We start from the raw sequence: 13,919 nt of genomic DNA on the forward strand, positions 1-13,919 counted from the left end.
GAGCTGATTGGAAAGGATGCGTAAATATGTTGACACCTGAAGAATTTAAAGAAGAATTCGATAAACTTAACGAAGAAAAAATGGCTATTGTTAAAGGCAACCCATGGGTTATTCCAGCAGCCTCGGCTTTTTGTGCTATTCCTTTGGCTATCTGTATCCATGGTTACTGGAAGAACCATCAATTGAAGAATAAGTATAAGATTGAACGTGAGAAAACAAAACAACTGACAATTGAAAACAAAGCTGGCCATAATTTCTAATAAAATAGTGCTACTGAATTTGCAGTAGCACTATTTTTTTGAGTAGAATGAAGTGTACAAGATAATTTAAAGGGGAAAATTATGATAAAGAGGAAACTGATTTCAACACTACTAATACTACTCGCCTTACCACTGACTGCTACGTCGGTTCAAGCTGCTAAGGTTCCCGGAGCAAAAAATCTTACACCTGTCACTCGAAGCGTCAATCACGCCTCGCCAAGTTCACCAATAATTTTTTCTCACCGTGGAAGTCCCTATAATAATCCTGATCACTCTTTCAGTGGTTATAACCGTGCCATTAAGGATGGAACGCAATACATTGAACAAGATGTTTGGCTCAGTAAAGATGGAAAGCTCTTTGTTTCCCATGATGACAACTTAAAGAAATCCACCGGCCACAATGTAACCATTTCAACTTCAAATTCTAGCAAAATCAAAAAAGTAAAACTGAACAACGGCGAAAAAATCCATCAATTAAAGGATGTCTTCAATCGTTACGATAAAAAAGTTCATTATATAATTGAAGCTAAGAAAAATGCTGGCGATAATACTGATACTGAAAAAGCTTTAGTCAAAGAAGTTAAGAAATATAAGATGACTAAAAACATCATTATGCAGGATGCCAGTTTACCAGGTATCAAGAGCTTTCATAAATCATTGAAGAAGGTCCCTACTCTTTGGTTATTAGATTCAGCTAGCGAACGTCAATACCGTGAACAAATTGAAAATGCTCCTCGTTATATTGACTTTATTTCACTGAAATTAGATCAATGGACGCCAAAATTAGTCAAAATTGCTCATAAGAATGGCTTTAAAACTAACGGTTGGGTTTTAAACACTTATAACGATAATTACACTGCTCTAAATACTTTGAAACTCGATAGTGTCTTCACTAATGACACTAAAGAAACGGCAAAACTAATTAGTCATTGGAAATAATTTTACAAATACAAAACGGAAATCCAAATGGATTTCCGTTTTTATTTATTATTAGTAAGTTTTGGCAAAATAGCGAAGAGTACTAATCCAACTAAAAACAATATACTTAACGATGCTGCCCCAATCGTTGACTTACCTGTCATCTGCGTCACGACCGCCACAATAAATGGTCCCATGACAGCTGAAAATTTCCCTAAAATATTATAGAAGCCATAGAATTCACTTCCTGACTCCTTAGGAATGATTTTCCCAAAATAAGAGCGACTCAAAGCCTGTAAACCGCCTTGACTAGTACCAACTAAGAAAGCTAAGACCCAAAAATCAAAACTAGTTTTCAAATTCAAAGCATATAAACAAATCAATAAATAAACAAATATTCCTAATAAGATTCCTTTTCTAGTCGATGTTTTATCGGCAAGCCAACCAAATAAAATAGAAAACGGCACAGCAATCAGTTGCACGAACAACATAACAATCATCAATTCAGTAATTTTAATACCAATATCTAAGCCAATCGCTGTGGCCATAGTAAAAATCGTATCGACACCATCAATATAGAAGAAATATGCCACCAAAAACCATGCCACTTGCTTATACTGTTTGATATGTTTGATTGTTTGAAAAACTCGTTTGAAACTGCCATTCAAAGGTGATGTTGTTGGTTTAACAGAATACTTTTGATTGACGTTTCTTTGTAACGGCAAATAAAAAACTAACCACCAAATTGCAGCAATCATAAAACTCCAACGAGCAATCCCTGCTCCATCTAGTGTTCCAAAGCCACTAGTCAATTGCAATATCAAAAAGAGAATAAATGCTATCACGCCACCTAAGTAACCGTAAGCATAGCCATAAGTAGAAATTTTATTCATTTGCTCATCTTCAGCGACATCTGTTAAAAAGCTATCATAAAATAAGTTACTAGCAGAATAACCAATTGCTGAAAAAATATAAACTATCAATAACAATTGCCATTGAGTAGATGGAACAAAAGCTAACCCAACCGTCATAACGATTCCTAACCAGCAAAACAAACTAAGTAAACGTTTTTTAAAATGCGGATAATCAGCCAAGGCTCCTAAAAATGGCGCCAATAAAGATACCAACAAAGTGCTGAAACTATTGGCATAACCCCAATAAGCCGTCGAACTAGCGGCTGAAATATGATTGCTAGTGGCCATCGATTTAAAATAGACTGGCAAAACAGCAGTTGTAACAATGATGCCATATGCGGAATTGGCCCAGTCGTACATAATCCAACTCCACTGTTCTTTATTGATTTTAATCTTGAAACTCTTATTATTTTTTAACGAAATCACAATAATTTTTACCCCTTCGGAGAACAACAGCCTCCCACTAATTGTATAAGGAGTATATCATTGAAAGATATTTTCAAGATACCAAATATCTTCATTTATTGATTAATCATTACGCTGTTATATCAACGTTTCAACAATTTTAATTGCAAATAAATTATCGGTACGCACAAAAAAGCGTCGAATCAAAGTAGACTTTTGATTCAACGCTTTTTCTAAATAAAATAATATTATTTTTCGATTCCCTTGCCGACATAAACGTCTTCAAGGATTTGTTTCAATTCTGAAATCAATGGTTCCTTAGGGTTTGTGAATGAGAATTGATCACCGAAAGCTTCTTCGGACAATTCATCTAACTTCTCATCGAATTCACCCTTCTTAATATAGTTATCTTTTAGACTTAACTTGATACCAACAGCATGTGCTAAATCAACAATCTTCTTAACTAAAGCATCTTTCAAAGCTTCATTGTCTTTACCGCTCAAACCAACGTATCTAGCAATTGAAGCATAGTCTGAATCAGCTCTGAAGCTTTCATACTTAGGCCACATTGTCATCTTTGTTGGTTGCTTGAAGTTATAATTGATAACTTGTGGCAAGGCAATGATTGATGCTAAACCATGTCTAATTCCATAAGCATTTGTCAAAACATCAGTAATCGAGTGACCAACACCGGCAAAGGCATTACCAAATGAAATTCCTGCTAAAGCTGAAGCGTTGTGCATTTCAGCTTGGGCATCTTTATTGCCATTAACAGCATTTTGAAGGTTGTCAAAGACTAATTTGATAGCTTGAAGTGCATATGGTCTTGTGTAATCAGATGCCATATTGGCAACGTAAGATTCAACCGCATTGTTTAAAACATCCATACCAGATTCAGCCATGATATTTTCAGGCATCGTTTCGACAAATTGTGAGTCAACGATAGCAACATCAGGTGTCAAAGCATAATCAGCGATTGGGTACTTAGTGCCAGTTTCAGTATCAATAATTGAACTAAATGGTGTGACTTCTGCACCAGTTCCAAAGGTTGTAGGAATTGCTACAAATTGAGCCTTTTCAGGCTTAGGGAACTTATAAGTACGTTTTCTGATATCGATGAATCCTTGCTTTGCACCAAACAAATCAACATCTGGGTGTTCATAGAAGAGCCACATATCTTTGGCTGTATCCATTGTAGTTCCGCCACCTAGAGCAATAATTGTATCCGGTTTGAATAGATTCATTTGTGTCACGCCACGTTTAACAACGTCTGTCGTAACAATATTGTCAACATCGGAGAACATTGAATATTCAACGTGAACTTTACTACGTTTCAATTCATCTGTAATTGTATCAACGTAACCTAGTTGAACCATCACTGGATCACAAACGATAAAGGCTCTCTTCATTCCTTCAAGATCCTCTAAGTAACGAACTGAAGTTTTTTCATAGTAAACTCTTGGTTGTTTAATCCATTGCATATTATTTCTCCGTTTAGCGATTGTCTTAATATTAAGCAAATCAAATGAAGATACGTTATGAGAAATAGAATTTTTACCCCATGAACCAGTACCAAGCGTTAATGATGGAATCATTTCGTTATAAAGATTACCAATACCACCGATAGCAGCAGGAGTATTAACTAGTACACGACTAGCTTTCATCTTGATACCAAATTCAGTAGCTAAATCTTCATCCATTGTGTGAATACCAACTGTGTGGCCTAAACCACCAAAGTGCAACAATTCATCAGCTTTCTTGAAGCCTTCTTTGTGACCTTTGACTTTAAAGACTGAAAGAACTGGTGAGAGTTTTTCAGCTGAAAGTGGTTCTTTTGGACCAACATTTTCAATCTCGACACCAAGAACTTTTGTATCAGCTGGAACTTTGATTCCAGCTAATTTAGCGATATTAGTTGCTGATTGTCCAGCGATAGGGCCTTTAACTCCACCCTCTGGTCTAAACATTGCGTCAGCTAATTTCTTGTAATCAGCTTTTTTGATAAAGTAAACTTTATTTTTCTCAAATAAGTCTTTAACTTCATCGTAAATATCAGCATCAACAATGGCACTATTTTCAGCGGCACAAACCATACCATTATCGAATGTCTTTGAAATCATGATATCGTTGACGGCACGTTTGATGTTGGCTGTCTTCTCAATGTAAGCAGGACCATTTCCGGGTCCAACACCTAAAGCAGGTTTTCCTGTTGAATAAGCAGCTTTGACCATTCCGGGACCACCAGTAGCCAAGACACTGGCAACGCCATCGTTATTCATCAAGTATGAAGTAGCTTCAATACTTGGCTTTTCAATCCATTGAATAACTCCCTCTGGAGCTCCAGCATCAACGGCAGCTTTTAGCATAACTTTAGCAGCTGCAACTGAAGATTTTTGAGCTTGTGGGTGGAATCCAAAAATAATTGGATTACGAGTCTTCAAAGCAATCAATGATTTGAACATTGTTGTTGAAGTTGGGTTGGTAACTGGAGTAACACCAGCTAAAACGCCAAGTGGTTCAGCAACCTTGATCAAACGGTGTTCTTTGTCGTTTTCAATGATACCAACAGTCTTGTCACGTTTAATTGAGTGCCAAATTTCTTCGGTAGAATACATATTTTTAATTACTTTATCTTCGACTAAGCCACGACCTGTTTCTTCGTAAGCTAACTTAGCCAATTTAAAACTAGCATTTAATCCAGCAATAGCCATTTGATGAACGATATGATCAACTTGTTCTTGAGTATAACTATCCATGATATCTAAAGCTTTGTGAGCTTTAGCAACCATGGCATCAATAACAGGTTTTACATCTTCTTTTTTTTCATCAACCTTTGTGTCTTTGGAACCTTTCAACATTTGATTACCTCCAAGATTGAAACTATATTTGTTAACTAATTCACGTTTTATATTATCACTGTGTATTTTTTGTTCAACCTTTTTAATCTAAAATCTGAATGAAAACGTATCCACGTTGATATATCAACACGTAATGGATTTGGCGTACTGATTGTCATTATATTATGATTAGATTTTATTAATTTTATTGTGAAATTTTATTCACAAAGTCAGTGATGTAGGATGTTTTTTTCACAAGTCTGTTTTTATTTTGGATTAATTTTGGACGTAAAAAAACTCCCAAGATTGGATTTTTGCGTCCTTTTTTGGGAGTTTGACGATTTGTCTTTAGTTTTTGGGGTTGGATGGTTTTAGGTTTTGGGTATGTTGAATCAACTTGGAGTTATATTTACCTGGTTAGTTGGTTTGAATATATAACTTTGTGTTTTAGATAAATAACCATTAGTTTTATGTTAATAACAATACTTCTTAACCTAATAACCATTCTTTCTGGCTGCATTGTGGAAACGAGCTGCGCAGGACAGACACTTCCGGTTAGAGCAATTTCACCAATCACTCGCAAGGTACGCGAGCAATTGGTGAAATTGCTCTAATCCTCAGTGTCTAAGCGGTCCTGCTCCGCTCTCTGCTTTATCTAAACATGGTCTTAGTAGCTCGAGCCATAACTTTAGGATTCTTCTCATAATGATGCATTGGTGTCATTTCTGTTAATGGAATGTTCAACAATGTATAAACGGCTCTTTGGGCTGCTCTAAATGAGTATTGTTCTGTAAATACCATGTCAAATGGTTGTTCACAAAATTGACTGATGAAGGCTAGGTTCTTGCTGTGCTTTGGTACTACGTCTGGACGGTCGCCTACTGCTCTTTGATTGAACATAGCGCTGGCATATGGTAGATATACTGGCACTACATTGACGATGCTATCCATGATTTCTTTTGTATGATTCTTGATGTTATCTTTACTTGGATCGACTTCTGCTAGATGTCCTAGTAGTTCTTCCAACATTTCTTTTCCGGTCATTTCCATAACTGGCTTTTGTACGTAATCGCCATTTCTTCTTGGATACATGAAGTAACCCCAGAAGATAGCTTCGTTAGGTTTTTGAGCTTTGAAGTGTGGTTGATGGTGAACAACGATTGATAGTAATGGCGTACTTTCAATCCATGTGTTCAAAGCATTTCCAGGTTCTTGTTGAGTGATCCTTGCAATTTCATTTAACAAGAAGTGGTCTTTAGCTGTAACGGTGAAGCTGACCCACTCGCTTTGTGAACGGTCGCCAAAGAATTTATCCGGATTACCCAATGAATAGAACTTCTCGGCAGCTTTCTTCCAAAGCAAAGCACTTGGGGCATAATCCATATTTTCTTTGAATGGTGTATCGAAATCACCTATCGATGAACTGTCAGTAATTGAACCATTGGTATCGAAGACTAAGTCGTTTTCATCAATATCAATGTGTCCCTCTTTATTATCGTTGTCGACTTCTTCATACTTCAAACCGGTCACAATAATGTCATCTTGCAATGGCGTATCTTTGAATTCTAAGTCGGTTACCTTACGGTTGTTGATAAAGGTTACGCCGCGGTCTTCCAAATATTTGCGCATTGGCAAAATGATACTTTCAAATTGATTATAAGGGCTTCTAGTTACTCCTTCCAAAGTATTGATTCGGCTGAATTCCAAAATCATCCTGTTCATGTAACGACGCAATTCAACAGCTGAACTTGCACGTTTGAATGCAAAGGTCGTTTGCCACATGTACCAGAAATTAGTTGTGAAGAAATGAGGTGTGCTCTTGAACCATTCAGCAATACTGATATTATTCAATTTCTCTTCGTCTTTTTCAGGCATCAACATCAATTTAGACAGTAAATAACGATCTTTGTTATCAAATTGCATGTGTCTATAATTATTCTTTCCAGGATTTACACGTGGTCCGTTGTGATCGATCAAACGACCTACGTCATGTGTTGGATGTGCGTGATCGAAATTCAAAATATCATCGGTTACAGTTTGACCAGGGTGATCCAAGGATGGAACTGAACGCAAAACATCCCAAAGGTTCTCAAACGTTTCCTCGTTTAGCATTCGGCCACCTTTTGCTAAAAATCCTTTACTATTTGATAGTGCTTGATTGCCGTATTCATCTTGGTAATCTTTAACGGCTGCACCATCATTAGCACCGTGATCTTCTAGACCCATCATGGTGATTTGTTCGCCCTTGAATCCTCCATCACGAATTAAATAGATACCGGCAGCGAGGTTTCCGACACCAGTACCAATCATATAGGCTTTTCTTGTCATAACAATTTAACCTCCGTTCAAAATTGACTATTGTTTTATACAACTTAAATATAGCAGTTCACCACAAAAAGTAAAGGCTTTCATAACAATATTTTTAAGATATTCAATCTATTTTTTGTTAAAAATATAAAAAGCAAAAATCGCAAATTCACCTTTATGAATTTGCGATTTTTTTAATTTTTAATCACTAAATTTAGTTAGTCGAACAACGTCACGAACAATCATTAATTCTTCATCAGTTGGAACTACGACAACTTGAACTGAAGAATCTTTTGTACTGATAAGACGCGTGTCTTCACCATTTTCATTAGCTTTTTTATCAATTTTTACACCCATATAGTTAAAACTATTGGAAATATCAGCTCTTATCTCCGCATTCTTAGCACCCGTACCGGCAGTGAAGATAATTACATCTACGCCGCCAAGAAGAGCAATGTAGGAACCGATATATTTAACGATACGATTTTCATAAATTCTAATAGCTAAATCAGAACGGTCGTTTTCATCGCGAGTAGCAAGTAAATCACGCATATCCGGTGAAACGCCAGAAATTCCTAATAATCCTGACTTAGTATTTAGAATCTTAACCATTTCTGTTGGATCGGTAATCTTTAATTTTTGCATCAAATAAGCCACTAACGAAGGATCGATATCACCCGAACGAGTACTCATTGTGATACCAGCTAGTGGGGTAAAACCCATTGATGTATCGACTGACTTACCATCTTCGATTGCATCGATTGAAGCTCCGCTACCTAAATGACATGAAATAATCTTCAAATCATTGATTGGTTTGTGCAAAAAGTCAGCCGCAGCTTGTGAGACATAACGATGACTTGTACCATGAGCGCCAAACTTACGAACTCCATACTTTTCATAATATTCATAAGGGATACTATACAAGTAATTCACTGGGTCCATCGTTTGATGGAATGAAGTATCAAAAACAGCCACTTGCGGTACATCGGGCAATATTTTTTCAAACGCCTCGATACCAGCAGCTTGACCAGGATTATGCAGTGGAGCAAATTCAGAAAGGTTCTTAATTTGCTGAATCACTCGAGGAGTCACTACGGCTGAATCTTTGAAGATAGAGCCACCGGCAACTACTCGATGACCAACACCAGTTATTTCGTGATAACTCTTGATAATTTTTAAGTCAATCAATTTATCAAGCATCTTGTTAACTGCGGTCGTGTGATCGGGAATGTCGCCCATTTCACTGATTTTTTTTCCTGCAAATTCAACTTCAAAAACTGAGTCTGAGAGACCAAGACGGTCAACCATCCCCCTAGCAATAACTTTTTCCTCAGGTACTGTGTATAGTTTCCACTTCAGTGTAGAGCTACCAGAATTAACGGCCATGATTTTAGACATTTAATCTCACCTAACCTTTAAAATTTTTCGCCCAGTCTTGCAACTGGTCTTTAAATCCTTCGAATAACTTTGGATTATTGGTATCTGGTATTGTGCCCATCAAAACATTTCCAACTTGTTTAGCATCTGCACCATGCTTTTGTAAAACAACTACTGCCTTTTGAGCTTCTTTGGAAGCAAACAAGCCAGCAGGCAAATCCAAAACAGCTTGCAAATAAACACTAGAAACCATCCATTCAGATAATTTCTTAGCCTGATCGGTTTGGAAAATTTGTGAAGGTACGATAAATATACCAATTCCTCCATCATTTAAATTATTCATTGTTTGTTCAATCAATAAATGATGCACATATGAATGACCTTCATCCGACTTTGTCTTAAAGTTCTTAGCATTGTCATCAATTGGGTAATAACCAACTGGCAAATCAGCAACCGCCATATCGATGTCAGTAATATCCCAATCAGCAATACTGTCTTGGTGATAAGCATCGATATTTAAGTTCATAACTTCACTAAACGACTTAGTTAAAGCAATTAAAGCATCGTCATTATCCAGTGCTGCTGCATTAATTTTAAATTTGTCAGTCATATTCAATTGTTCAATAACTTCAATCAATAAGTTACCAGTTCCAACAGTTGGATCAACAATATTCACATTCGTTTTATTTTGAACATTTAGTACCTCATAAGCAATTAAGCTCGCTATTAAACCAATTGTATCTGGAGTCATCAACTTGTTGACTTCAGCTTTGTCATCTTTTTGAGCTTTGATAATTGAAACAGTGATGGCCTGCTTTAATTGTAATGGTGTTAGGCCTAAGTCTTTTAGCTCATTATAAATACCTTCCAATTTCTTGGCAGTATCTTCATTTGGCACGCCATTTTCCACATAAACCTTGCCATCAGAAATATTTGTCAATGTTTCAGCAAGTGCATCAATACTTTCTACTTTCAAAGACTTTTTCAAAATTGAATTAGCCTCATTTAGCTTATCAAAATATGATTGCATATCTTTTTCTGACATAGTTAACCTCTTTGCTTAATAATAAAATTCTAACGTTGGAACCGATTTTATTCAAGGATTGACCGATTCGCTATAGTTTATTTTATTACTTTTATTAATTTTCTCTGAAATTTGTCGCTTATAAAGCTTGTCTAATTGCCGGTAATCATCAACTTGATTCGATAAATAAGAATTGCTGTACCCTACAATCATAATAGCGACCGATAGTACTAATATACTATTTAGTAGCACTGTTCCGCTATGTTTTTGACTGTATTCGAAAAATCTACGGATCATTTATAAAACACATCTGTGATTTTTGACCGGCTTTATTCACTGTTGTAATAATAACTAAATTCTGAATTTTTTCAATAGTAACTGGATGGTCTGTATCTAAATTTGTAAAAATCGGTTCATGACCACCTTTAACTGCTGCTGTAAGTCGCAAAATATTACTGCCATATTTTTCAACGACCCATTTCAAATTTTTATCATTCTTATTTTTATAAATAATCTTATTATTATCAATTTCCACGAGTTCATTTTGTGAGAGAATGCTATCTAATTTTTCATAAGAAATATGCCAACGCAGTGGATCTCGAAAAGAAACTCTTTGAATCGTCTTTAATAATTGCAAAGACTGCTGCAAAATTCCTAAAGTCATAATCGTTATCATTAACGAAAGCACCGCTTCATATAAAACAAAACCATCTCTTTTAGAATTCCATTTGGTAAACATTTTTATTCACCTTTACTTCAAACTTATTTTCATGTCGAAAAAAATAATATTCCTGATTCTTAATGATTAAAGGATTAGGAATATTATTATTTTTTAAATTTAAAAGCATAATTTTATGTGCATTGACCCGTTCTTCCCAATTGTTCAACAATTTGAATTGTTCGTTGATACAATAAGTCAACGTCAAAACGACCATTAATGAAATCGACAATGAAATAAGCGATTCGACTAAGATAAATCCCTTATGACGTCGTCTCAATTATTTCGCCCCACATCATTTGAATTTTATAAATATAAGTCTTATTAGTTAAGCTGGAAATAAATTGGATAGTGATTGGAGGTGCTTGACCAGAATTGTAAATCGTATACTGGACTTTTGCTTTATCTTTTAACTTCAACGTTTTAGGAAATAGTTTTCTTACATGTTTCACTTTAAGACCTTCACGATGAGAAAAATCAACTATATTCTTTCCTGGTTCAACCCTTAATGTGACAACATTATGGTTCAAGTAACTATAATTAAAAGCACTTTTAAAAGAATTTTTGAACCATTCCAACGCTTGTCTTTCTTCAATTTGTGCTTGATAATCACGCAAATTGCTTAAAGATATTAAAGCTAAACTACAAACAATCGATAGTCCAATCGTCGTTTCTAAAAGTGTAAAGCCACTTCTAAGTCGTTGCTTGAGCATCATCAGTTTCACCCAATAAATTTTGTTTCTCATCAATCTTTAATTGCTTAGCATGTTTTTCTTGAGAATCTGTTATATATTTTTCTTTAACCAATTGACCTAAAGTAACCGTCTCTGAATCAGCTTCTCCTTTATGATTTTCATAATAAAGTTCAGCTTGTGTCTTTAATGTCGTTCTGAAAGCTTCTTCAGACCGTTTATCAGCATGATCTTTTTGTGCCGCCAAATTAGGAATCATAATCAATAACAACAAAGAAATAATGAACAAAACAATTACCATTTCAATTAATGTAAAGCCTTTGCGTATTCTTTTCATCAGGACATCCCTTTCATCATTGCATAAATTGGTAATAAAACAATCAAATATGTCACCACGATAACAATCGCTATCACGCCAAATAAAATTGGCTGAACTAAATTTAAGGTTTTTTTCAAACCTTGTTTAGTTTCTTCAAACTTAAGTTCTGACATTAACAACAAGTCTTGTGCTAACCTTGGACCACTTTCACCAGCTTCCAACAAGGCTTTTAATTGATTTGGTAAAAGTGGTTCCTGTTCAATCAATTTCAAAAGGCTTTTTCCATTCGTTAATCCGTCGATACATTTATTTGATAAATAGCCTTGAATCGAATCATTTTGGAAGCGTTTGTTGGATTCACAAATGTCATATAAATTCATGCCACTAGCTAATTGCATACCTAAGCCTTGTAAAATCAGAAATTGATAAAAGCTCAAATAAATTTTACCAATAAGCGGAAGTTTCACAATCATTAAAGCACGTTTATACTCGACCTTTTTTCTGAGTCGAATCAACAATAATGTTATTACCGAGATTATTCCTAAAACTAAACCAATGATTAATTCTAAAAACAAATCGATATTCTTTCCTCCGCTTGCTAATTCCAGTTGCGGAATGATATAAAGCTTCATTCCTATTAACATCGTCATTAAGAAGGCAAAGATAAAACTTGGATACGCCATTAATTCTTTCAATTTATTTACTTGTCTAGCTTGATTTTTTAAGAGTATCCCTGTTTGTTCTAGGGCTAAATCAAATTTGCCATGATCTTGGGCAATGACCAATTGATTGAAAACGACACTGGGCAATTCTAGATGTCTTAGTGATTGTGAAATCATTGCTCCATACCGCAAATCATGATGAATCTTTTCAAATAAAATATCGTTTCTGTTTAGTAAGCGTAAACAATTTATCGACTGACTTAGTGAAAATCCATTTCTCAATAGCTTACTAATTAATAATAAATACTCGCCCTTTTGACTATTTTTGATGCGTTTATCCGTGAAGATATTCTTGATAAACTTGGTCATTGATTTTTCCTTGCTGATAGGTTTTTTGTATCTGAGTTTTCCACTCATCATCTTCTTTACTATCTTTCAAATATTGTTTAATTTGTTGGTTATTTAAAGTATCAATAAATATTTCTAAGTCATTGACGATTGGAATCAGTCTTTGATATGAAATTAGATTGACTGAATTAATTATTTCTTGGTCATCAATTCCAAATTGTCGCAATCGTTGAATGATTGAAAATTTCGACTTTCCATGTATCGTCGTCATAACGGTGTAGCCACAAATAGCTGCTTGAATAGCTTGATTAGCGGTTTGTTTGTCACGAATCTCTCCGATAATCAAAACTTCAGGCCGATGTCTGAGACTTGTCTTAATCAACTCTTCATAAGTCATCCCTGCTTCAGCGTTGACTTGCAATTGTAAAAATTCATCCTCTACTATCTCAATTGGATCTTCGATACACATCACTTTTTTATTCCAACTTAACTCTCGACCTAAGGCATACATCAGAGACGTTTTCCCTGAACCCATGGGTCCAGCAAATAACATCATTCCTTTTTGTTGAGAAATCGGCAGCAGTTGCTCAATTATTTCCTCATTTATTTTTGCATTAAATTCTTGAGGATAAATTAAACGAACGACCATTGATTCTCGATTTTTGAAATCACCGACAGATGAAATGCGAATAAAGATTTTTTTATTTTGATAAATAAAATTGAAGGCCCCTTTTTGAGAGCGGCGTCTCTCTGAAATATCCAATCCTGAATTGAATTTTAAATAGTTCATAATCATTAGGGTTTCATCAACGCCCAAATCCGCCACTGTATAGCTTTGCAATGAATTACGAGCTTCCAAATGATAAAAATTCTCTTTCGGCAAAAAATAAATATCAGAAATTTTATTAACACATGCTTCAGTTAAAAGATTCTTAACCATTGTCTCTGCCGTCATATTCTCATCTCCTTTCGAGAAAAAATTACGCAAAAAAAGACCGCAAACTCAAAAAGTTTAGGCTGTACGATAAATAAAGTTGATAGGTATTTTGCCATCAACTTTATTTTTGTATACCATTTATTAGTAATAACCATTTAAGAACACCAAAAAAGGACACCATTCATGCCCTTTAGATGTTCG

Annotated in this window: 13 protein-coding genes; 2 read left to right on the plus strand and 11 right to left on the minus strand. The window is 35.2% G+C overall.

Going from position 1 to position 13,919, the window contains the following annotated elements; all coding sequences use genetic code 11:
• Window positions 1–26: 26 nt before the first annotated feature.
• The gene (locus FHL05_RS09500) at window positions 27–260 is read left to right on the plus strand and encodes a transposase (RefSeq protein WP_153522540.1); all 234 of its coding nucleotides are present in this window, start codon (window positions 27–29) and stop codon (window positions 258–260) included.
• Between the two features lie 81 nt (window positions 261–341).
• Window positions 342–1,199 carry a glycerophosphodiester phosphodiesterase gene (locus FHL05_RS09505; RefSeq protein WP_153386561.1) on the plus strand — a complete coding sequence of 286 codons (858 nt, stop codon included), beginning with the start codon at window positions 342–344 and terminating at the stop codon, window positions 1,197–1,199.
• 41 nt (window positions 1,200–1,240) lie between these two features.
• Here FHL05_RS09505 and FHL05_RS09510 read toward each other — a convergent pair whose 3' ends face one another.
• The 11 genes from FHL05_RS09510 to comGA all read right to left on the minus strand — a co-directional run bounded on the left by FHL05_RS09510 (window position 1,241) and on the right by comGA (window position 13,736).
• On the minus strand, window positions 1,241–2,485 hold the full coding sequence (locus FHL05_RS09510; RefSeq protein WP_162000274.1) for an MFS transporter: 1,245 nt from the start codon (window positions 2,483–2,485) through the stop codon (window positions 1,241–1,243).
• 260 nt (window positions 2,486–2,745) lie between these two features.
• Window positions 2,746–5,355, minus strand: coding sequence for a bifunctional acetaldehyde-CoA/alcohol dehydrogenase (adhE, locus tag FHL05_RS09515; protein WP_153386563.1), 2,610 nt, complete (start codon window positions 5,353–5,355; stop codon window positions 2,746–2,748).
• Window positions 5,356–5,985: 630 nt separating this feature from the next.
• Window positions 5,986–7,662 (minus strand): oleate hydratase, encoded by a 1,677-nt coding sequence (locus FHL05_RS09520; protein ID WP_153386565.1) that lies wholly within the window; start codon window positions 7,660–7,662, stop codon window positions 5,986–5,988.
• A gap of 180 nt (window positions 7,663–7,842) precedes the next feature.
• Window positions 7,843–9,039: an acetate/propionate family kinase gene (locus tag FHL05_RS09525; protein WP_153386567.1), complete on the minus strand. Its 1,197-nt coding sequence runs from the start codon at window positions 9,037–9,039 to the stop codon at window positions 7,843–7,845.
• A 10-nt stretch (window positions 9,040–9,049) separates the two neighbouring features.
• The gene (locus FHL05_RS09530; protein WP_153386569.1) at window positions 9,050–10,063 is read right to left on the minus strand and encodes a class I SAM-dependent methyltransferase; all 1,014 of its coding nucleotides are present in this window, start codon (window positions 10,061–10,063) and stop codon (window positions 9,050–9,052) included.
• Between the two features lie 265 nt (window positions 10,064–10,328).
• Window positions 10,329–10,781, minus strand: coding sequence for a ComGF family competence protein (locus FHL05_RS09535; protein ID WP_153522542.1), 453 nt, complete (start codon window positions 10,779–10,781; stop codon window positions 10,329–10,331).
• Complete coding sequence (locus FHL05_RS09540; protein ID WP_153386573.1) at window positions 10,759–11,040, minus strand: prepilin-type N-terminal cleavage/methylation domain-containing protein; 282 nt, start codon at window positions 11,038–11,040, stop codon at window positions 10,759–10,761. Before FHL05_RS09540 ends, FHL05_RS09535 begins: the two co-directional genes overlap by 23 nt.
• A complete protein-coding gene (locus FHL05_RS09545; protein WP_162000273.1) occupies window positions 11,024–11,473 on the minus strand; it encodes a type II secretion system protein in 450 nt (149 codons plus the stop codon). The genes FHL05_RS09540 and FHL05_RS09545 overlap by 17 nt, the downstream gene beginning before the upstream one ends.
• Window positions 11,454–11,789 carry a competence type IV pilus major pilin ComGC gene (gene comGC, locus FHL05_RS09550; RefSeq protein ID WP_153386577.1) on the minus strand — a complete coding sequence of 112 codons (336 nt, stop codon included), beginning with the start codon at window positions 11,787–11,789 and terminating at the stop codon, window positions 11,454–11,456. Before comGC ends, FHL05_RS09545 begins: the two co-directional genes overlap by 20 nt.
• Complete coding sequence (locus FHL05_RS09555; RefSeq protein WP_153386579.1) at window positions 11,789–12,802, minus strand: type II secretion system F family protein; 1,014 nt, start codon at window positions 12,800–12,802, stop codon at window positions 11,789–11,791. Before FHL05_RS09555 ends, comGC begins: the two co-directional genes overlap by 1 nt.
• Entirely contained in the window at window positions 12,768–13,736 is a 969-nt protein-coding gene (comGA, locus tag FHL05_RS09560) for a competence type IV pilus ATPase ComGA (RefSeq protein ID WP_153386581.1), read from the minus strand. The genes FHL05_RS09555 and comGA overlap by 35 nt, the downstream gene beginning before the upstream one ends.
• Between the last annotated feature and the right edge of the window lie 183 nt (window positions 13,737–13,919).

Source organism: Companilactobacillus halodurans, assembly GCF_009600995.1.
Classification (GTDB): domain Bacteria; phylum Bacillota; class Bacilli; order Lactobacillales; family Lactobacillaceae; genus Companilactobacillus; species Companilactobacillus halodurans.